Origin of the sequence: Rhizobium lentis (genome assembly GCF_014200175.1) — a bacterium.
Lineage (GTDB): Bacteria > Pseudomonadota > Alphaproteobacteria > Rhizobiales > Rhizobiaceae > Rhizobium > Rhizobium mulingense.
In genome coordinates, this window is sequence record NZ_JACHBD010000003.1 from 146,855 (window position 1) to 167,500 (window position 20,646).

General features: G+C 61.2%; 20 protein-coding genes. 12 read left to right on the top strand and 8 right to left on the bottom strand.

The features are described 5' to 3' along the window. Nucleotides 1-11: 11 nt before the first annotated feature. Together GGI60_RS08855 and GGI60_RS08860 are read right to left on the bottom strand one after the other, a co-directional pair. Nucleotides 12-1,295: an O-acetylhomoserine aminocarboxypropyltransferase gene (locus tag GGI60_RS08855; protein ID WP_183914883.1), complete on the bottom strand. Its 1,284-nt coding sequence runs from the start codon at nucleotides 1,293-1,295 to the stop codon at nucleotides 12-14. A gap of 143 nt (nucleotides 1,296-1,438) precedes the next feature. Next, on the bottom strand, nucleotides 1,439-1,867 hold the full coding sequence (locus GGI60_RS08860) for a CoA-binding protein (protein WP_183914885.1): 429 nt from the start codon (nucleotides 1,865-1,867) through the stop codon (nucleotides 1,439-1,441). A gap of 118 nt (nucleotides 1,868-1,985) precedes the next feature. Between GGI60_RS08860 and GGI60_RS08865 the strand changes: the two genes are divergently transcribed. Both GGI60_RS08865 and GGI60_RS08870 read left to right on the top strand, forming a co-directional pair. Then, on the top strand, nucleotides 1,986-2,309 hold the full coding sequence (locus GGI60_RS08865) for a hypothetical protein (protein WP_183914887.1): 324 nt from the start codon (nucleotides 1,986-1,988) through the stop codon (nucleotides 2,307-2,309). 459 nt (nucleotides 2,310-2,768) lie between these two features. Next, nucleotides 2,769-3,605, top strand: coding sequence for an EamA family transporter (locus GGI60_RS08870; protein WP_183914889.1), 837 nt, complete (start codon nucleotides 2,769-2,771; stop codon nucleotides 3,603-3,605). Here the strand turns inward: GGI60_RS08870 and GGI60_RS08875 are convergent, their stop codons facing one another. Next, nucleotides 3,606-4,433, bottom strand: a complete 828-nt coding sequence (locus GGI60_RS08875; RefSeq protein WP_183914891.1) for an enoyl-CoA hydratase — start codon at nucleotides 4,431-4,433, stop codon at nucleotides 3,606-3,608. It abuts the gene before it with no gap. A gap of 93 nt (nucleotides 4,434-4,526) precedes the next feature. Then, on the bottom strand, nucleotides 4,527-4,757 hold the full coding sequence (locus tag GGI60_RS08880; protein ID WP_183915464.1) for a DUF1127 domain-containing protein: 231 nt from the start codon (nucleotides 4,755-4,757) through the stop codon (nucleotides 4,527-4,529). Between the two features lie 91 nt (nucleotides 4,758-4,848). Between GGI60_RS08880 and GGI60_RS08885 the strand changes: the two genes are divergently transcribed. From GGI60_RS08885 to rpsI, 3 genes are all read left to right on the top strand, one after another. Then, a complete protein-coding gene (locus tag GGI60_RS08885; RefSeq protein WP_183914893.1) occupies nucleotides 4,849-5,727 on the top strand; it encodes a LysR family transcriptional regulator in 879 nt (292 codons plus the stop codon). Between the two features lie 303 nt (nucleotides 5,728-6,030). After that, the gene (gene rplM / locus GGI60_RS08890; protein ID WP_008521951.1) at nucleotides 6,031-6,495 is read left to right on the top strand and encodes a 50S ribosomal protein L13; all 465 of its coding nucleotides are present in this window, start codon (nucleotides 6,031-6,033) and stop codon (nucleotides 6,493-6,495) included. 2 nt (nucleotides 6,496-6,497) lie between these two features. Beyond that, nucleotides 6,498-6,965: a 30S ribosomal protein S9 gene (gene rpsI, locus GGI60_RS08895; protein WP_009995734.1), complete on the top strand. Its 468-nt coding sequence runs from the start codon at nucleotides 6,498-6,500 to the stop codon at nucleotides 6,963-6,965. A 226-nt stretch (nucleotides 6,966-7,191) separates the two neighbouring features. Here the strand turns inward: rpsI and GGI60_RS32620 are convergent, their stop codons facing one another. Next, a complete protein-coding gene (locus GGI60_RS32620) occupies nucleotides 7,192-9,159 on the bottom strand; it encodes an acyltransferase family protein (protein ID WP_183914895.1) in 1,968 nt (655 codons plus the stop codon). A 366-nt stretch (nucleotides 9,160-9,525) separates the two neighbouring features. Between GGI60_RS32620 and speB the strand changes: the two genes are divergently transcribed. The 3 genes from speB to GGI60_RS08915 are packed head-to-tail and all read left to right on the top strand — an operon-like array spanning nucleotide 9,526 to nucleotide 12,275. Continuing rightward, entirely contained in the window at nucleotides 9,526-10,488 is a 963-nt protein-coding gene (speB, locus tag GGI60_RS08905) for an agmatinase (RefSeq protein ID WP_183914898.1), read from the top strand. A 58-nt stretch (nucleotides 10,489-10,546) separates the two neighbouring features. Beyond that, a complete protein-coding gene (gene argC, locus GGI60_RS08910; protein ID WP_183914900.1) occupies nucleotides 10,547-11,479 on the top strand; it encodes an N-acetyl-gamma-glutamyl-phosphate reductase in 933 nt (310 codons plus the stop codon). A gap of 4 nt (nucleotides 11,480-11,483) precedes the next feature. Beyond that, entirely contained in the window at nucleotides 11,484-12,275 is a 792-nt protein-coding gene (locus GGI60_RS08915; protein WP_183914902.1) for a sulfite exporter TauE/SafE family protein, read from the top strand. 82 nt (nucleotides 12,276-12,357) lie between these two features. Here GGI60_RS08915 and GGI60_RS08920 read toward each other — a convergent pair whose 3' ends face one another. Together GGI60_RS08920 and GGI60_RS08925 are read right to left on the bottom strand one after the other, a co-directional pair. After that, a complete protein-coding gene (locus tag GGI60_RS08920; RefSeq protein WP_183914904.1) occupies nucleotides 12,358-13,530 on the bottom strand; it encodes an endonuclease/exonuclease/phosphatase family protein in 1,173 nt (390 codons plus the stop codon). A gap of 139 nt (nucleotides 13,531-13,669) precedes the next feature. After that, on the bottom strand, nucleotides 13,670-14,773 hold the full coding sequence (locus GGI60_RS08925; RefSeq protein ID WP_183914906.1) for a COX15/CtaA family protein: 1,104 nt from the start codon (nucleotides 14,771-14,773) through the stop codon (nucleotides 13,670-13,672). A gap of 114 nt (nucleotides 14,774-14,887) precedes the next feature. Here GGI60_RS08925 and GGI60_RS08930 point away from each other — a divergent pair, with 114 nt between their 5' ends. Both GGI60_RS08930 and GGI60_RS08935 read left to right on the top strand, forming a co-directional pair. After that, on the top strand, nucleotides 14,888-15,097 hold the full coding sequence (locus tag GGI60_RS08930; RefSeq protein ID WP_183914908.1) for a DUF2842 domain-containing protein: 210 nt from the start codon (nucleotides 14,888-14,890) through the stop codon (nucleotides 15,095-15,097). Between the two features lie 118 nt (nucleotides 15,098-15,215). Then, a complete protein-coding gene (locus GGI60_RS08935; protein ID WP_183914910.1) occupies nucleotides 15,216-16,457 on the top strand; it encodes a GNAT family N-acetyltransferase in 1,242 nt (413 codons plus the stop codon). A gap of 49 nt (nucleotides 16,458-16,506) precedes the next feature. Here the strand turns inward: GGI60_RS08935 and GGI60_RS08940 are convergent, their stop codons facing one another. Further along, complete coding sequence (locus GGI60_RS08940) at nucleotides 16,507-18,678, bottom strand: GumC family protein (RefSeq protein ID WP_183914911.1); 2,172 nt, start codon at nucleotides 18,676-18,678, stop codon at nucleotides 16,507-16,509. Nucleotides 18,679-18,868: 190 nt separating this feature from the next. Between GGI60_RS08940 and GGI60_RS08945 the strand changes: the two genes are divergently transcribed. Then, the gene (locus GGI60_RS08945) at nucleotides 18,869-19,444 is read left to right on the top strand and encodes a polysaccharide biosynthesis/export family protein (protein ID WP_010060356.1); all 576 of its coding nucleotides are present in this window, start codon (nucleotides 18,869-18,871) and stop codon (nucleotides 19,442-19,444) included. Between the two features lie 3 nt (nucleotides 19,445-19,447). Further along, a complete protein-coding gene (locus GGI60_RS08950; RefSeq protein WP_183914913.1) occupies nucleotides 19,448-20,617 on the top strand; it encodes a glycosyltransferase family 4 protein in 1,170 nt (389 codons plus the stop codon). Nucleotides 20,618-20,646: the final 29 nt, after the last annotated feature.

Sequence of the window (20,646 nt, forward strand, 5' to 3'; positions counted from 1 at the left end):
GTATTCGGCATTCAGATCTTCGAAAGCGCCTGTTCGAGGTCGGCAATGATGTCCTTGACGTCCTCGATGCCGATCGAAAGGCGCACCACGTCGGGGCCGGCCCCGGCGGCGATCTTCTGTTCGTCGCTCAACTGCCGGTGCGTCGTCGAGGCAGGATGGATGACGAGCGAGCGGGTGTCGCCGATATTGGCAAGGTGGGAGAAGAGTTCCAGGCCCTCGACCAGCGTTTTTCCCGCGTCATAACCGCCATTGACGCCGAAGGTGAAGACGGAGCCGGCGCCCTTCGGCGAATAGCGCTGCTGCAGGGCGTGGTTCGGGTCGTCTTCGAGGCCAGCATAATTGACCCAGGCGATCTTGCTGTGCGCCTTCAGCCACCTCGCCACCGCAATCGCATTGTCGCTGTGGCGCTGCATCCTCAGCGGCAGCGTTTCGATGCCGGTCAGGATCAGGAAAGCGTTGAAGGGCGAGATCGCCGGCCCGAGGTCGCGCAGACCAAGAACGCGGGCGGCGATCGCAAAGGCGAAATTGCCGAAGGTCGCGTGCAGGACCATGCCGTTGTATTCCGGCCGCGGGCTCGACAGCATCGGGTAGTTTCCGGATTTCGACCAGTCGAAGGTACCGCCGTCGACGATGAGGCCACCCATGGAATTGCCGTGGCCCCCGAGAAACTTGGTCAGCGAATGCACGACGATATCGGCGCCGTGTTCGATCGGACGGATGAGATAGGGTGTTGCCATCGTATTGTCGACGATGAGCGGCAGGCCATGGCGATGCGCCACGTCGGCGATCGCGGCGATATCGACGAAGGTGCCGCCGGGATTGGCAAGGCTCTCGATGAAGATGCCGCGCGTCTTTTCGTCGATCTGGCTTTCGAAGCTTGCCGGATCGGCGCAATCGGCCCAGCGCACCTGCCAGCCGAAATTCTCGAAGGCATGGCCGAACTGGTTGATCGAGCCCCCGTAGAGCTCGCGGGCGGCGATGAAATTCTCGCCGGGGCGCATGATGGTGTGGAAGACGATCATCTGTGCGGCATGGCCGGAGGCGACGGCAAGGGCCGCCGTGCCGCCCTCGAGCGCTGCGACGCGCTCCTCCAGCACGGCCTGCGTCGGGTTCATGATGCGGGTGTAGATATTGCCAAAAGCCTGCAGGCCGAAGAGCGCGGCGGCATGATCGGAATCGTTGAAGACGTAGGCGGTCGTCTGGTAGATCGGCGTCACCCGCGCGCCGGTCGCCGGGTCGGGCTGCGCACCGGCATGGATCGCCAACGTGTTGAATCCCGGATCATTCTTGGCCATGTCGTCCTCCCGTTGTTGCTGACGGCCGGGATCATAGCCTCTCCCGGACGAAAGTTAATCGCGATCCGTTTCAACCCGCGGGCGTTCGGTGGAAAATCCGTCTCTCCAGAGCGCAGCTCAAGCAATGAGATCGGGCAATGAGATTAAGCAATGAGCCGGGGATACTCGATCGCCGGACAGCGGTTCATCACCACCTTTATGCCGGCGGCCTCCGCCTTTGCCGCAGCCGCATCGTCGCGGACGCCGAGCTGCGCCCAGATGACCTTCGGCAAAGGCTTCAGCGCTAAGGCCTCCTCGACGACGCCGTCCAGATATTCGGCAGCGCGAAAGACGTCGACCATGTCGATCGGCACCGGAATGTCGGCGAGCCGCGCAAAGACGGTGCGGCCGTGGATTTGTTTACCCGCCTGCCCCGGGTTGACCGGAATGACCTCATAGCCGCGCGACAGCAGATAGCCCATGACGCCGTTGCTCGGCCGCGCCGGATTGGGCGAAGCGCCGGTCAGGGCGATGGTCTTCACCGAATGCAGGATTTGGGCGAGGAAATCATCCGTGTAGCTGTCGTGATTCATGTCCGCTTCTCCACTTGCGAAAGTCTTTCGCCACGGCGCGCGTAATTTTGCGTTTGCGTGAAACCAGTTGCGCGCCTTTCCCGTATATATGAATTGGACACTCTCTGAGGATGATTCGATGAAAAAAATCGCTCTTGCCCTCATGCTCGTGCTCGCCGCATCGCCGGCGCTGGCGATCTCGCGCTACAACCCGCTCGCCATGAGCTGCGACAGCGTGCGCGCCGCCATCCACAATCAGGGCGCCGTCATTTTCCGCTATCAGTCGCCCCGCGGTCTGCCCCTCTATGATCGCTACGTCCGCAACAGCAATTATTGCGACGCGACCGACTATGCGGAGTGGACGCACATTCCCTCGAAAGACAATCCCCGGTGTCCCGTTCTGAACTGTCAGAACATAGACAACCTAGACGGGATGCTGTTCGTTCCGCATTATCAGCTCTGAGGTTTTTGTTGCCGTGACCGTCGCAACGCCCTACGCCCGTCGCGTTTGGGAACGTCCGCCGCCTCACGATTTTTCTGAGAATATGCAATCACCAGCTTTATTTTCCAAGTATGTCAAAGTTATAGAATAATATCTGTATTTCAGCAACATAGAAAGATCCACACAGGAATCCCTCCAACCGTTTTCTGCTTTCGTTCTTCGAAAATTCGCCCTATGTTCTGGTGTCCATTAGCGGCATCTCATAGTTGAGAAGATCGCTTGGATTGAACGCATATCGAGCGCACGCAAAAATTGCCGGCTGCACCGGCCATTGTTGGGACATTGGAAGGGTGATATTGCGGACATGAAGACATCCGCGACTGCGGCAACGCATTTTCGTGCAAATCGCAGTTGTCTTACCAGAAGTTTGCCCCGTCGGGGCGAAGCGCTTGTCTTTCCCCCGTAGTCCAGGATTTATCCTTGCCCCTCGATGTCATCCTGCTCGTTCTGTTCGGTGCATTGCTTCATGCGACATGGAACGCGATCGTCAAAGCGGGGAGCGATAAATCCCTTGATGCGGCGCTGATTTCGGCCGGCGGCGCCGTATCGGCCTTGCCGTTTTTGGCATTTCTGCCATTGCCGCAAAGTGCGGCCTGGCCGTTTATCGGCGCGTCGGCCATCCTGCAGTTCGTCTATTTCCAGCTGGTTGCCGCCGCCTACCGGGCCGGCGATATCGGCCTGGTCTATCCGCTGATGCGTGGTTGCGCGCCGTTGCTGATCGCCGCAACAAGCGGTGTCATCCTCAGGGAAGATCTTTCCGGCGCCGCGCTCGCCGGCATCATGACGATCTCGGCCGGCGTCCTGACGCTCGCTCTGGAGGCGCGTCGCGGCAGCGGCCGCGCCGTCGTCCTCTCCATTGCCAATGCCTTCGTCATCGCCAGCTACACTTATGTCGACGGCATCGGCGCCCGCCTTTCAGGCAACGCGGTTTCCTATACGCTTTGGATGTCGCTGCTGCCGCCCATACTGCTGTTTGCCTGGGCGGCGTCCCGGCGCGGCAGCCTGACGGTGGTGCGCCACGTCCGCCGCAACTGGTGGCGCGGCCTTATCGGCGGCGCGGGCTCGATTGCATCTTACGGACTGGCGCTCTGGGCGATGACGAAGGCTCCGGTCGCGACCGTTGCCGCGTTGCGGGAAACCGCGATCGTCTTCGCTCTGGTGATCTCGGTCGCCGTGTTCAAGGAAAAAGCCGGGATCTGGCGTTACCTCGCCGGCGTCGTCATTGCGGCCGGCGTGCTGGTTCTGAAGCTGGCGTGATCATTCGCCCTTCCATTCCGGCTTGCGCTTGCCGAGGAAGGCGCCGATGCCCTCCTGCGCATCCTGCGTCAGCATGGTCTCCACCATCACCTTGGCGGCATAGTCATAGGCTGCCTCCACCGGCAGTTCGAGCTGCCGATAAAATGCTTGCTTGCCGATTTTCAGGATCAATGGCGATTTGCCAGCGATCACGGCCGCATATTTGGAAACGACCTGCGCCAGATACTGCTTCGGCACGATGCGGTTGACGAGGCCGAAATCCTTGGCGGTCGAAGCGTCGATCGTCTCGCCGGTCAGAAGCATTTCCATCGCCTGTTTGCGATGGGCGGCACGGGTAACCGCCACCATCGGCGTCGAACAGAACAGGCCGATATTGACGCCCGGCGTACAGAACGTCGACGTGTCCGTGCAGATCGCCAGATCACAGGAGGCAACGAGCTGACAGCCGGCAGCCGTTGCAAGCCCGTCGACCTCGGCGATAACAGGTTTTGGCAGATGCGCGATCTTCAGCATCAGATCGGCGCAGAGGCGGAAGCTTTTCTCGAAGAACGCAGCGCCCCGGTCTTCGTCGACGCGATGGGCCGTGAGTTCCTTGAGGTCATGGCCGGCGGAAAAGATGGAGCCGGTCGAGGCGATGACGACGACGCGCACATCCAAATCCGCCTCCGCCTTTTCGAGCTCGGCCATCAGCGCCTCCAGAAGCGCAATCGAAAGCGCATTGGCCGGCAAATCGTTGATCACGAGCCGCAGCACGCCGTCGCGCAGCGAGCGGAGCAACAATCCGTCTACCCTGTCCGCGTCCTTTCGGAAGGATACTATTTCGGCCATGATGCTGCTCCCTGCGCTCGATTTCCACACACCTGTTCTGCCACAAGGCGCCGGCAATTTCGAGCAGGATCCGCCCTCCCCGCTGCGGCGTGGTCAAAACCAGAACCACGATTTCGATGTCTCGGCCGTCGCCTGCGCACGGGTCAGACCGATATCGCGAAGCTCATCATCGGTGAGGTCCGAAAGCTTGCGGCGGCTGCGTCGCTTTTCGAGCCGACACTCGATGGCCGCCAGCAGCCGCCGGCCCCGGCGTGCCGTCTCGCGAAGTTTCAAACAAAGGGCGTTGCGCGGTGTCGCTAATATCTCGCCGAATTCCAGGGTCATCTTTTGTCCTTTCTCAACGGAGATAAGATGCGCTGGAAGATGCCGCGAAAGAAGCTTATGGATATTATAATATGCATAAGGATTTCTTTGGGTGCCGCTCAATCTCGATCAGCTCGCAACCTTCGTCAACGTCGCCGATCTTGGAAGCTTTACGGCGGCCGCCGACAAGGAAGGTGTGACGCAACCGGCCGTCAGCCTGCAGATCAAAGGCCTCGAACAGCGGCTCGGCGTCAGGCTGATCGAGCGCGTCGGGCGGCGGGCGCAACCAACGGCGGCCGGCCTCGACCTGCTTTCGCACGCGAGACGTCTGCTGCAGGAAGCAGCCGCGGCGGAAGAAGCAATGATGCCCCACAGGGATGGCGCCAGCGGCCGGGTGCGCATCGGCAGCGGTGGCACGGCCTCGATTCATCTCCTGCCGCGCGCCATCGCCGCCGCCAGGCAGGCGATGCCCGGCCTCGAAATCACCGTCAATATCGGCAATGCCGATGATATTCTGCGCGATCTGGAGGCCAATAGCCTAGACATCGCCGTCGTGGCCTTGCCGGCATCGGGACGAAACTTCGAGATTGAACCGTTTTACGAGGAGGAATTGCTGGCTGTCGCGCCCGCAGGCAGCCTGCTGCCCGAAGGCGGACCGGATGCCGCCTTCATGCGCGACAGGACGCTGCTGCTTTACGAGGGCGGCAATACCAGGCGGGCAATCGACGCGTGGCTCGCCGCCCCTGATGGCAGGACCCGTCCGGCGATGGAATTCGGCAGCGTCGAGGCGATCAAGGAGCTGGTGGCCGTCGGGCTCGGCTGGTCGATCCTGCCGGGGTTGGCGCTCAAGCGCGACCGTGCCGGCCTGGTGACGACGTCGTCGCTGAAGCCGAAGCTCATGCGCCGGCTCGGCATGGTTCTGCGCCGGGACAAACATCTGACACGCGGCCTTCGGGAAATGATGAAATGTCTGCGCGAGTGCAAGGATTAAACACCGCTTCGACCCCACAAGTCCCGACGCGACGGGGGAAAAACCTTCAATATGGCAGCTTCCCGCCTCACCCAATTTGAGGCAACATAATACCACATAGCTAAGCGGCTGTTTTTGCTTATGTTTCTTTTGAGGCCGCCGGGCGTGTCGATATTGACCCGATAACACATTCCCTTTATACACCGCGCCAGAACGCAGCCTTCCCGGCTGCTTTCTTTTTGGCACGCCTCGCGCCTGCCAATCCAAGCAACAAGAAACGCCCTTCCAGCCTTCGGGCAAGGGTCCCAAAAGAGAGTATTCATCATGGCTACCTTCTCCCAGAAGCCTGCAGAGGTGGAGAAGAAGTGGGTGATCATCGACGCCGAAGGGCTGGTCGTTGGTCGTCTCGCTTCCATCATCGCTATGCGCCTGCGCGGCAAGCACAAGGCAACCTTCACGCCCCACGTTGACGACGGCGACAACGTCATCGTCATCAATGCCGACAAGGTCGTTTTCACCGGCAAGAAGTATTCCGACAAGGTCTACTACTGGCACACCGGTTACGCCGGCGGAATCAAGGAACGCACTGCACGCCAGATCATCGAAGGCCGCTTCCCGGAGCGCGTCCTTGAAAAGGCCGTCGAGCGCATGGTTCCGCGCGGCCCGCTCGGCCGTCGCCAGATGAAGAACCTGCGCGTCTATGCCGGCGCCAACCATCCCCATGAAGCCCAGCAGCCGGTCGCCCTCGACGTTGCCGCGCTCAACAAAAAGAACGTAAGGAGCGCCTGATCATGGCTGACCTCTCCTCCCTGAAGGATCTCGGCACGGCTTCCGAAGCTGCTGCTCCGGCCCACGTCCGCAAGGTCGATTCGCTCGGCCGCTCCTATGCGACCGGCAAGCGCAAGAACGCCGTCGCCCGCGTCTGGGTCAAGCCGGGCTCCGGCAAGATCATCGTCAACGGCAAGGAATTTGCGGAGTATTTCGCCCGTCCGGTGCTGCAGATGATCCTGCGCCAGCCGATCGTCGCGGCTGCCCGTGACGGCCAGTTCGACATCGTCGCAACCGTTGCCGGCGGCGGCCTCTCCGGCCAGGCCGGTGCCGTTCGCCACGGCCTGTCAAAGGCGCTCACCTACTTCGAACCGGGCCTGCGCTCGGTGCTGAAGAAGGGCGGGTTCCTGACCCGCGACAGCCGCGTCGTCGAACGTAAGAAGTACGGCAAGGCAAAGGCCCGCCGCTCCTTCCAGTTCTCGAAGCGCTAATCGCTTCCGACAGACGGAATTACTAAGGCCGGGGCAACCCGGCCTTTTTTATTGTGCAATCGTCCGAAAAGGGCAGAATCACTGCCGCGCTGCGCAATTCAGGACGCCAAAAACATCTCGCGCAAAACCGCACCGCGGTTCTGCGGTAGCGGTATGAGTCAAACAAAAGCACAAGCAGCGCGTCTGAAAGATAGCTATGCGCTTTGGTTCGTCAGAGCGACGTGCATCAGTCGGAGGAAAGGGCGGCCACATTTCCATCCACGATGTCGTCTTGCCTGAGAGCGGACAGGATTTCGTCGGCGACGGCATCCGCACCCGCCGGGGTGAAATGCACCTTGTCGGAAATAAACGTCTTGCCGTCCCGCGCCAGATCGCACCGGCCCGCCTCTCTTCCGCAGAAGATCCTGGCCGGATCGACGCGTAGGACATGCCTGTCTTTGGGGTCGTCGAGATAGGCGTAGGAAGGCGCCGATTGCTGGAGAAATTCATCCTGGGCGATCGTGATCGTCGGCGCCGGCGTGCCCTTGTGCATCAGCTTCGCGACCTTGGCGGCGATCTCCGTGTCGCCGCGCGGATGAGGATAGATGATGACGACGCGGATGCCGGCCGATGTCAGCTCGCCGACGGTTTTGTCGAAAGCATCCCTCAAACTCTGCCCTACGTCTGATGTCGCGACTTCCTCGCCGCTGAACCTGTAGCGCGACTGCTCGAAAAAGATCTTCCAAGAGGCAGCGAGAAAGACCGTTTTCACCTTGCTCTTGACGAGATAGTCGATCGCCGCAGCGTTGAAGGCACCGCAGTCGCGCGCCTGGTGGGGGACCATCGAGACGTCGGCGACCGGCGCACAGAAGCTGTGCGTAATCTGTTGCAGGCCGATATTCATGCCGTCCAGACGCTTGGCCAGCGCCGGCGTCAGCGACGACGCCAGGGAATCTCCAAGGATGGCGTATGTCTGTTCGTGGCTGCCGTTGAATACGCAGCCCTGGATCGGCATCGTATCCCAGCCCGACGAGCCCTCGAGAAGGCAGGTCTTGCTCCAATCATTGTTCGCCATGAATTCCTTGATCGGCGCCGGCAGACGCCATGGAATGCCGCGCGTATCGTGGCCGTAAATGCCGAAGGCGATAAAGGCGGCCAACACCAGGGATACCGACGCGGCCAGGCTGCGGGTCGACGGCAGCAATCGGCGCTCGCGCCTGCGGAACGGCTGCTCGACGAAACGCCACGAGACATAGGCAAGCACAAGCGAAAGGCAGGTAAGAACGCCCATCACGGTCAACGGGGGCGGATCGATGCTGCGGATCCGCGCAAAGGCAAAAAGCGGCTGGTGCCAGAGATAGGCGCTGTAGCTGATCTGCCCGATCATGGTGAAGACACGGGTCGACAGCAGTGCCGCCACCCAGGTTCCCTGTCGCGCATAGAGCAGCACGAGCATCGCGCCGACCACGGGAATCAGGGCGAGCGTCGAGGGAATGGGCGAGGTTTCGTCGAAATAGAAGATGGAGAAGGCGATCATGCCGAAACCGAGGAACGACAGCGGATCGCTGCCGCGCTTTTGCCCCTTCAACTGCATGAAGCTGCAGGTCGATCCGGCCAGAAATTCCCAGGCCCGCGACGGCAGGAAATAGAAATTGGCCGAGGGATGGACCCGTGACGCCCACTCGCTATAGGCAAGGCTGGCAAGGGCGAGCGCAACCAGGACGGCAAAGAGCCAGTTCCGCTTGCGCTTCCACATGAACATGACGAGCAGCGGAAAGAACATGTAATATTGTTCTTCGACGGCCAGGCTCCAGATGTGGAGCAGCGGCACCTCTGCGGCCTCCGGCGCAAAATAGCCGCTTTTGAACCAGAACAGGAAATTGGCACCGGAGAGGCTGGTGGCAATAAGACTGTCGGAGAACGCGCGAAATTCCTCCGGCATGACCCAGAGCCAGGCAAAGGGCAGACAGCACAGGACGACGAGAAACAGGGCCGGCAGGATACGACGGGCGCGGCGCTCGTAGAATGCCGCCAGCGAGAAGGTACCGTTGCGTATCTCCTCAAGGATGATCGACGTTATCAGAAAGCCGCTGATGACGAAGAAAACATCGACGCCGATGAAGCCGCCACTGAAGAAACTAAAACCCGCATGAAATAGAATAACGGGCATCACCGCGGCCGCCCGCAGGCCGTCAATCTCTCGTCGGTAAATCACTTAAAATATTCCCAAAATATCGTATTCTTACCGACTTCGAGCACCGAATCTGCAACCCCGCATTGCATAGGGAAATGCGAATTTTTCTGCAAGCGGGAATTTCAGTAAAACTTTGAATAAACCACAGCTTTTGCCAAAATCGTCGGTGCAGGAGGAGGACAGCGCCTTGTTGCCGAGTCTCGGCAACGCGGTCATCCGAACGATTGCTTGAAATCCGTAGACAGCTCGCCTACCCCATTCGCCGCGAATGGATGAAGCCAACTCCTTCGCGTGGATCAACGCCGACGCTCTGACGTCGAACATCCTGCAATGCAGCGTCCGCATTGAACGCGACTATGGTTCTGCGACCGAAAAAAGGAGCATGACTTGGCGAACAGATCGATTGACCACGCCTTCACGGCGACCAGCCTCACTTCAGCCGCCAGCGATCCGACCTTTGCCGGCGCGCTGTCCTTCATGCGCCGCCGCTTCACCAAGGAACTCGCCGGTGTCGACGTCGCCGTCTGGGGTATTCCCTTCGATGCCGCAACCTCGAACAGGCCGGGCACCCGCTTCGGGCCGCAGGCCATTCGGCGCGCCTCAGCCATCTTCGACAATGATGCGCAATATCCCTTCAAACGTGATCTTTTCGCCGACATGGCGGTGATCGACTACGGCGATTGCCTGCTCGATTACGGCAATCACCAGGATACGCCCGCGGCCATCGAACGCCAGGCGAACGCGATCCTCGATAGCGGCGCCTTCCTGCTGACGCTCGGCGGCGATCATTACGTCACCTGGCCACTGCTGAAAGCGCATGCGGCGAAACACGGGCCGCTTGCGCTCGTGCAGTTCGACGCGCATCAGGACACTTGGTTCGACGAAGAGCGGCGCATCGACCACGGCTCCTTTGTCGCGCGGGCCACCCGTGAAGGCATCATCGACCCCGATCGCTCGATCCAGATCGGCATCCGCACCCATGCGCCGGAAGATTGCGGCATCAATATTCTCTATGGTCATCAGGTCGAGGATATGACTGCCGGCGATATCGCTTCGGCGATCATTTCCCACACGCGCGGCGCGCCGGCCTATCTCACCTTCGACATCGATTGCCTCGATCCGGCCTTTGCGCCCGGCACCGGCACGCCGGTCGCCGGCGGACCGTCGAGCGCCAAAATCCTCTCAGTGCTGCAGCGCCTGCACCAGCTCGATATCCGCGGAGCCGATATCGTCGAGGTTTCGCCGCCCTACGACCATGCCGATATCACCGCCATTGCGGGGGCAACGGTGGCGATGTATATGCTGGGGCTTCATGCGGAGCGACGCGCCATCGCCGTGTCACAAGGCTGACTTATTATCCCAAAATGAATCCGGAAACCTTCTGAACCCATTGAAAGCGCAGGTTAACATGGCACCGAAAATCTTCATCGACGGCGAACACGGCACAACGGGTCTGCAGATCCGCACGCGCATGGCCGGCCGCCGCGATGTCGAGCTTCTGTCCATTCCCGAGGCCGAGCGGCGCAACGCCGCCCTGCGCGAGGACATGCTGAACAGCGCTGATATCGCCATTCTCTGTCTGCCCGACGAGGCATCGAAGGAAGCGGTTCAGATGGTCTCGGCCAACAACAACGTGCGCGTCATCGACACGTCGACCGCCTTCCGCGTCAATCCCGGCTGGGCCTACGGCTTTGCCGAAATGGACGGCGCGCAGGCCGACAAGATCAAGGCCGCCCGTTTCGTCGCCAACCCCGGCTGCTATCCGACAGGCGCAATCGGCCTGATCCGGCCGCTGCGTGCCGCCGGCCTCCTGCCGGATGGTTATCCGGTGACGGTCAATGCGGTTTCCGGCTATACCGGTGGCGGCAAGCAGATGATCGCCCAGATGGAAAATCCGGATCACCCGGATGCGATCACCGCGCCGCACTTCCTCTACGGTCTGCCCCTCACCCACAAGCACGTGCCCGAAATGACCGTGCACGGCCTGCTCGATCGGGCGCCGATCTTCTCGCCATCGGTCGGCAAATTCGCGCAGGGCATGATCGTGCAGGTGCCGCTGCATCTCGACGATCTCGCCGAGGGCACGACGATGGAAAGCATCCACGCGGCTCTCGTCGCTCACTATGCTGGCCAGAACATCGTCACTGTCGTGCCGCTCGCCGAAAGCAAGGCGCTCCCCCGAGTCAACGCCGTCGAGCTCGAAGGCAAGGACACGATGAAGCTGTTCGTCTTCGGCACGCCGGGCGGGTCGCATGTTAATCTTGTTGCGCTGCTCGACAATCTCGGCAAGGGCGCCTCGGGTGCTGCAGTGCAGAACATGGACCTGATGCTCGCTTCCTGACGTCATGACGCTGGATGCGCTTATCACCGACGGGCGGGCCTGGTTTGCCGCCGTCCTGCCCGATCACGGCATCTATGCGCTGATGGCCTTTGCCTTCATCGCCGGGCTCGCCCGCGGCTTTTCCGGTTTCGGGGCAGCGCTGATCTTCATTCCGCTCGGCGGGGCCATCATCGGGCCGAAGCTTGTCTCGCCGATCCTGCTCGTCGTCGACGGCATTGCCACGCTCGGGATGATTCCACCCGCCTGGCGCAACGCCAACCGGCCCGAGGTCTTCGTTATGGCCGCGGGTGCGGCACTCGGGGTGCCGGCCGGCACGGCGATGCTGGCGCTGCTCGACCCGACGCTGTTGCGCTGGAGCATCACAATCATCGCCATCTCACTGCTCGCACTTCTCGTCTCCGGATGGCGTTATCACGGGGCGCCTTCGGCACCGCTCAGCAGCGGCGTCGGCCTGATTGCCGGTCTCTTCAGCGGCGCCGCACAGCTCGGCGGACCGCCTGTCGTCGCCTATTGGCTTGGCGGCAAGAGCGATTTCACGCGCGTCAGAGCCAATGTCGTGCTCTATTTCTCCATTTCCACCGTCTTCAGCGCCATCAGCTATTATGTGGGCGGACTGTTCGTCCCCGCCGTGTTTGCGCTGACGGCCGTGGTTCTGCCGAGTTATGCGCTGGGGCTTTACGGCGGCTCGAAACTGTTCGGACTGGCCAAGGAACGGACCTTCCGGATCGCCTGCTACGTGCTGATCGCCGCCGCGGCGATCATCGGCATGCCGCTGCTCGATGGGGCGCTGCGCTAATGCATTTCACCCGGAAGTGTGCAGCGGTTCCGGGGTAGCTGTATAAAGCACGTCGCATGAATCAAGTTTGTTGCGATGCGCTTTAGGACGGCTTCGGGCCGGGCGGTCCGCCGGCCGCAATCGTCTGAAGGTAACTCTCGGTGAAATCGGTATCGATCTCCAGCCACAGCGGGGCATGATCCGACATCTGCCATGTCCGCCATTTCTCGTAGAGTGCCTCAGGCGTCTTTGCCTTGAATTTCGGATCGCCTTCCGGATCGCTCTTCGGCAGAAATCCGGCATAGAGCGCCCGGTCTTCGTCGGTGGAGCGGAAGACGTCGGTATAAAGGTCGATCAGTCCGCCGGTCATCACTTTGAAACGCTTGTCCTTCACGCGCACGGCGATCTGGTCGTAGAAATGGTCGCCCAGCTTTCGCACCTTCTTGCCGTCGATCTCTGCGGGAACCACGAAGCCATGGCTCTTCAGGGCCTTCATCGTCTCATGTTCGGGGCTAACGACGTTGAAATCGCCAAGCAGGATATAGTTTTCGACGGCGCCGCTGAAGTCGAGTTCCTGGCTGCTGGCTTCATCCTGCCGGGCGGCGAAAAACTCGACGAGGTGCTGGATCTCCCCGATCCGCCGTTTCAACTGCTCGCCCGAATCCGCGCCATAGTAGATATGCACCGTGCAAAGGCTGAACCGGAACCAGCCGGACTGGAACGCCACGAGAAACCTGCTGCGGGCGAATTGCTGCTCCATCTCGACGGTCTTCGGTTCGACATCGGGCTGGCCTTTCGGCGCCTTAACCTTTGTGCTTGAAACGACGAGGTGACCTTCCGGCAGCACGACTTCGCCGGCTATCTTGCGGAACCAGACCTTCTCGGTATTGTAGACGAAGGCCATGCGCTCGGAATTTCCACCGGAACCGGCCGTCGTATCCGTTGCGATATAATCCCATTCCCGGCCGAGAATCTTCATCACCTTTTCCAGGGCGGAAAGGTCGCGGTTGACTTCCTGGATGGCCACCAGATCGAAGCATGCGATCATCTCGGCGATATAGGAAAAAGTTTCCGGAAGGCGTGGCCCAAAGCCAAACTTGTTGGAATCGAAATCGCGGATGTTCCAGGTCGCCAGCAACAGCGAGCTGTCTTTCTTCTGGGTGCGCAATGGCGTCAGCGTCTTGCGAATATCGAGAAGGCGCTGCGCGCAGCGCTCGATCGTTCCCTTCGGCTGCCCCGCCAAGGCCCTGCGCATCCCGGCGTAATTATTCGACATCGCCCCCTCCGTGCTGCCGTCGGTTCATCGAACCTAACCCAGCTGCATATAGGGAGGAAATATTACACGTTTAAGTCAGCAATTGCCGTTGATTCTGAATGACTCTCATCCGTGGGCCGGCCCGCGTCGAGGCCCAGCTTCAATCGCGCTCCGCGATTGCCGTGGCGTGCGGGTATTCGCCGTAAAAGCCGCGCCAGTTGGCGACGGCGAAACCGAAGACCACCAGGGCGCCGGCCTGATGCAGCAGGCCCCAGTGGAGCGGCACCTGCAGCAGCAGCGTGGCGATGCCGATCGCCGCCTGTAGCGTCACCAGCGAGAAAAGCACGACGGCGCGGCGGGCATGGGTGGTCCAGGGTGCGGTGCGCAGGGAAATGACCATGTTGATCAAGGTCAACGCGAAGAGCGCATAGGCGCCGACGCGGTGGATGAACTGCACGGTCTTCGGGTTCTCGAAAGCGTTGATCCAGAAGGGCTGCTGGATCAAGAGATCCGAGGGGATGACGGCCCCATCCATCAGCGGCCAGGTATTGTAGGAGAAACCGGCATCGAGCCCGGCCACCAGCGCGCCGAGATAGATCTGGAACAGCGCGAAAATGGCGATGACGGCGGCAAAACCGCGCGAACTGCGCGCCGGCGCCGGATCGTTCGAATGCGGCGAGAGACCGCGCATAATCCACATGCAGCCGGCAAAGATCAGACAGGCCATGACGAGATGTGTCGCAAGCCGGTACTGGCTGACGTCGGTGCGGACGGAAAGACCCGAGGACACCATCCACCAGCCGATAAAACCCTGCAGGCCGCCGAGCGCCAGAATGCCGACGAGCGGCCAGCGCAGGCGCCTTTCGATGCGCCTGGTCACCCAAAAAAAGGTGAGCGGCACCGCGAAGATCACGCCGATGCCGCGGGCGATGAGCCGGTGGGCCCATTCCCACCAGAAAATGCCTTTGAACTCGTCGACGGTCATAGAGCTGTTCAATTGCTGAAACTCGGGAATGCGCTGGTAGAGGCGGAACTCCTCCTCCCATTCGGCAGCCGACAGCGGCGGAATGACGCCATGGATCGGCTTCCATTCGGTGATCGACAGGCCGGAATTGGTCAGCCGCGTGGCACCGCCGACGAGCACGAGACAGAAGAGTGCTAAAAGCACGAAGCCGAGCCACAGCCGCAAGGCGCGGCGATTGCGGTTCTGCTTGCGTACTTCGCTCAGGATCGCCTGTTCCGTGGTGAGGTTCGCGACGGCCATGATGTCTCCTTCTATCCGGCAGTTGATTTGCCCCACCGGCTCATGCAAAACAAGCCCCGAACCTTTGCGGCATGCCGTCGCGCCGGTTCGCGCCACCCCAGACAAGAGATCAAAATGCCCGTCCGCCTCCGCAAATTCATCGGCACGATCCTCATCATCGTGCTCGTGCTCGTCTATGCGCTGGTGGCGAATACGATCGCAGTGGCGACGCTCGGCAACGCGCCCTGGTGGGGGCACCTGCTCTACTTCCTGCTCACCGGCCTGCTTTGGGTCTTGCCGGCGATGGTGGTCATCAAATGGATGGCCGGACCGCGGCAGCAGTAAGCCATTAACGGCCGGATAACCGTGATCGCCGGAAAACCTCGCTGATGGTCGACGATTAAACCAAATATACGTCCTGCATCCCTACCTTCCCGCTCAGCATTTTGACCGGAGAGTTTCAGTGCAGACGCAAAAGCTCGACGTCCGTGAACAGCCGTCAGACGATGGCGCGCTGGCCGCCACGGCGATTTCACGCTTACGCCAGGTGAGCATGCAACTTGCCATGGCCAAGATCGACATCGCGGTTTTCGACGCGATGCAGCCGTTGGAGGATGATTGGCGGGCTCTGGAGGCCGACAATCTCCAGTCGCTCCATCAGAGCTACGATTGGTGCGCCGCCTGGGTAAACGCCTTTCAACGGCCGCTCGCCATCCTCAAAGGCACCTATGCCGGCGAGACGGCCTTCATTCTGCCGGTCGAGATCGTCAGGTCGCGTGGGCTTGCCGTCGCGAAATTCATCGCTGCCGATCACAGCAATATCAATACCGGTCTATTCTCCAGGAATTTCGCCGAAAGCGGCGGGAGCATCGACGCCGAAAAATTCGCGCGTCAGCTTCAGCATGCGTTGAAGGGGCGAGCCGATCTGCTGTTGCTGCAAAACATTCCGTTGGAGTGGCGCGGACGGCAGACGCCGCTCACCGGGCTGCCGATGGTGCAAAACCAGAACCACGCCTATCAACTGCCGCTCCTTGCCGTTTTCGAGGAAACGCTGAAACAGATCAATGCCAAGAGCCGTCGTAAGAAATTCCGCGTTCAATCGCGGCGTCTCGAGGCCGCCGGCGGCGTCGAATACGTTATCCCCGAAACATCGGAAGAACAGCATCGCCTGCTCGATATCTTCTTCCGCCTGAAGAGCGCCCGCTTTGCCAGCCTTGGCTTGCCCGACGTCTTTGCCGACCGGGAAACACAGGCCTTCCTGCACGGCCTCATCGACAAGCAGGATGAAACAGGGCAGTCCTTCGGCCTGAAGATGCATGTCCTGCGGCTGAAGGGCGGAGATGAGGAGCGGATCGCTGCGATCTCAGGCATCTCGCGCAAGGGCGATCACGTCATCTGCCAATTCGGGGCGATCGACGAAGACCTCGTGCCGGATACGAGCCCCGGCGAATTCCTCTATTGGCAGACCATCTCGGGATTGCACGGTAAAGGGGTCGCGCTGTTCGATTTCGGCTTAGGCGATCAGACCTACAAACGATCCTGGGCGCCGGTCGAGACCGCGCATTACGACGTGGTGCTGCCGGTTTCGCCGATCGGCGTCGCCGCCGGCGCGGCGCACAGGATCGTCACGCGCAGCAAGGCGCATATCAAGGCGCGCCCGAAGCTCTATAAATTCGCCCAGGGGATCCGGGCAAGGATCGGCTGAACGGTCCTTGTCCGACAGATGTGCTTGCCGCAGAACCGCGTGCCATGCCTCAGGCCGCCTGGCCGAGCATCTGCCCCGCCTCTTCGCCTTCCGACATCAGCACGACGCGCTCGTAGCCCGCAGCCTGGAATTCCGTCATCAGTGTTACGAAAACGGTCTCCTCGAGCTGCGGCAGGGAGAGGATGATCTCGACATCCCGGCTGCGCGTCAGGCGCGAGACGCCGGCGACATCGGCAGCGCCGCATTCGACGACCACGAGGTCGTAGGCAGCGGCCAGCGCATCGAGCAGCAGCGACAGCCGATCGACACCGCGCATGGCGCGGCGTACGTCGCTCCGGCCCTGCGGGATCAGATGGGCATCGGAAAGCCGATCGCTGTGGATCGTGTCGCCGAAAGCGGCCTCGCCGCACAGCAGGTCCGTGACACCAGGAGCGGCCTGGTCTTCGGCCATCAGTTCCGTGGGATGGCCGGACCCGGTCATATCAATCAGGACGACGCGACGGCCGGCATCGGCGAGAATGCGGGTCAGCAAAACCGTCGCTGCCGAACCATCGTCACCGGTCGGAGATATCGCAAATGCCAGCGGCGCACGGCTACCGGTGAGATAATCGGCAACCGAGACGACGGAGAATTCATTGTCATCCTCCGGTACCTCAGCGGCAGTCTCCGCGTCCTCGTCGATCGCATCCTCTTCGTCGGCGACCACGGCGAGCATGCTCGGCCGGGCGGGCTTTCTGACGGCGGCGGCGACCGGAGCTTCCTGCGGCGCAATCTTCTCTTCGGCGCCCGCTTCCGTCTCGATTGTCTCAGGCGACGCATCGATCGGGCGAAGCGCCCGGCCGCTGAAGAGTTCGGCCAGCATGGTGACGATGGCGCTGAGGATCAGAATGGCGACGGCTGCGACGACGACGATCGGCACCACCTTGGGGAAATAGGGATCGACCGGCTCGATGGCCTTGGAAACGATACGGGCGTCGGCCGGGCTCGAATTGCTGTCGGCGCGGGAGGCGGCCTCGCGATAGCGCACCAAATAGGTTTCGAGCAGCTGGCGCTGGGCGGTCGCCTCGCGCTCGAGCGCATTGAGGCCGACTTCGTCCTCGCCGGCGCGGGCACTGTTGGCCTGTACCGTGTCCTTCTGCCGCTCGAGCTCGCTTGCGCGGAGGTCCGCGACCTTGGCTTCGTTTTCGATGCTCGCCAGAATCTTCTGCGTTTCCTGGCGCATCTGTCCGCGGATGTCGGCAAGCTGGGCACGCAGGCTTTTCAGCCGCGGGTGGCTATTGAGAAGGCTGGTCTGCAGATCCGATATTTGCGACTGCAGGCCCGATTCCGTTGCTTTCAACCGCTGAATCGCCTGCGAGGCCATGATGTCAGGCAGCGTGTCGGAAGCTTCGCCTGACGACAGCGCATTGCGCACCGCCTGCGCCCTTGCTTCGGCATTGGCCTTGTCGCCGCGCACGCGGGTGAGCTCGGCGGAGACGTCGTTCAGCTGCTGGGCGGGAAAAGTGGTCGTGCCGTTCGTCTGTAAAAGCCCGTGGCTGGTACGGTATTCGGCGACCTTCTTCTCGGCCTCGCTGACCTTAAGGCGCAGGCTTTCGATCTCCGGCTCCAGCCAGCGCGTCGCTTCGGAGTTAGAATCGAGCTTGGCGCCGCTCTGGGTGGAAAGATAGACATTCGCCATGGCGTTCGGAATGGCGGCGGCGAGTTTCGGGTCCTTGGAGGTGAAATTGATGCCGATGACGCGGGAGCCCGGCACCTGATAGACCTGCAGCCGCTCGACGAAAGCGTCGATCACCCGCTCTTCCGGTGGGTTCTCCATCGGGTTCTTCTTCAGATGCAGCTTCACCAGGATGCTGCTCATTGCCGAGCCGTTGGCGGCATCGTCGAATTCCGGCAGATTGTAGAGTTTCAGGTCGTTGATCACCTTTTTCAAGAGATCGGCGGATTGCAACAGCTGCACCTGGCTGGCGATATTCAGCTCGTCCATCAGCGGACCGGCGCCTGCGTCGTTTACCTGCTGGGTGCTGGCGAAGGCTGGCGCGCGCGGTTCGATGAGGATGCGAGTTTCGCTGCGATATTGCGGCGACATGATCTTGGCGCCGGTAAAGGCGAAGCCCGCCCCCACGAGCGTGATCGTTAAAATCCTCAGCCGGCGCGCCCAGACGGCGCGAACCAGCTGACTGAGGTCGATGTCCACATCCTGATCACGCGCTACGCCGGACATGCTCTTACTCCACAACAAAGGTGCCGCAAGCGTAAACGACCGTGGTAACTCAACGGTTAATGGTGAACTTGCGAAGAAAAGAGCGGGATCAGCAAAGAACGCCGGAAATTGTCGGCCGTCTTTTACCGGGCATTAACCCTAACGGATCGATAACGACCTCACCAAGTTCATTTTCTGTGAGCACCAGCGGATGTCTGTCGCCCCGCCCAAAATCCTTTTGGCCCTGAGCCTTGCAGCCATGACGGCAGCATTAGGCGGCTGCACGACGTACAAGCCGGCGCCGAAAGCCTTCAACGAGGCAACCATCCAGCCCTATACGCTTGATAGCGGCGACCGGCTACGCATCACCGTCTTCGACCAGCAAAGCCTGACAAATACCTATACGGTGGATCAGGCCGGCTATATCGCCTTCCCGCTCATCGGTCAGGTCCCTGCCCGCGGCCGAACCCTGCAGCAACTCTCGGGGCAGATCGCTCAGAAACTGCAGCAAGGCTATCTTCGCGACCCCGACGTCACTATCGACGTCGACCGCTACCGTTCGATCTTCATCATGGGCGAAGTCGGCCAGCCCGGCCAGTATGCCTATGTTCCCGGCATGACCGTGCAGAACGCCATTGCCGTTGCCGGCGGCTTCACCAGCCGCGCCAACCAGAGCATGGTCGACGTCACCCGCAAGATCAACGGACAGGTGCTGACCGGCCGCATCAACATATCGGGGCCGATCATCGCCGGCGACACGATCTACGTCCGCGAACGGCTCTTCTGAGTTATGGCAAAACAGAAGCCGCTCCGCATCCTCCACTGCTTCAGGTCGCCGGTCGGCGGAATTTTCCGCCATGTCCGCGATCTGGTCGAGGAGCACGCCAAGGCCGGTCATGACATCGGCATCCTCTGCGACAGCTCGACCGGCGGCGAGCACGAGGACAGCCTGTTCGACGATATTCGTCCCTATCTCTCGCTCGGCCTGACACGCGTGCCGATCCGACGCTCAGTCAGCCCGTCGGACATTGCGACGATGTGGGATACGTATAAGAAAATCAAAAGTTTGCGGCCGGATGTGCTGCACGGGCACGGCGCCAAGGGCGGCGTGCTCGCGCGACTTGCCGGCTCAGCCCTGCGGGTGAACAGGTATCGCGTAGCCCGCCTCTATACCGCGCATGGCGGAAGCCTGCATTATTCGCGCTCCTCGCTCAGCGGACAGTTCGTCCTCAGGATGGAGCGCCTGCAGGAATATTTCACCGATGCGCTGGTCTTCATCTGCGAATATGAGCGCGACACCTATATGCACAAGGTGGGCAAGCCACGGACGAAGACGAGACTGATTTACAACGGCATCAGCGAGCGTGATTTCGAACCGATCCCCACCCGCTCGGACGCCGTCCATTTCATCTATGTCGGAATGCTCCGGGACCTCAAGGGTCCCGATCTGTTTGTCGATGCCTTTGCCAAAACCGAGCGGCTGCTCGGCCGGCCGCTGTCGGCGCTGATGATCGGCGACGGGCCCGACCGGGACCGTTACCGCGAGATGATGGTCGAACGCGGCCTCGGCAAGCGCATCGGCATGCTACCGGCAATGCGCGTCCACGAAGCTTTTTCGATGGCGCAGAACCTTGTCGTTCCCTCGCGCGCCGAAGCCATGCCCTATATCGTCCTCGAGGGCCTTGGCGCCGGCAAGACGGTCATCGCCAGCCGCGTCGGCGGCATTCCCGAGGTGCTCGGCGCCGACAGCGCAGCGCTGGTGGAACCCGGCAATGCCGACGACCTCGCCCGCGTGATGGCGGAAACGCTGACCATGCCCGGCTGGCATGGCAGGACGATGCCGAAGCCGGAGGCGGTAAAGGCGGTATTTTCCTCCGCCGTCATGGCGCGTGATGTGCTGAAATTGTACCTTGAGCTGGTCGATCCCGCCGCAGGCGAAGCAATGTCCGCCGCCTCGTAAATGTTTCTTAGGGGCTTTCTGGTATTTCG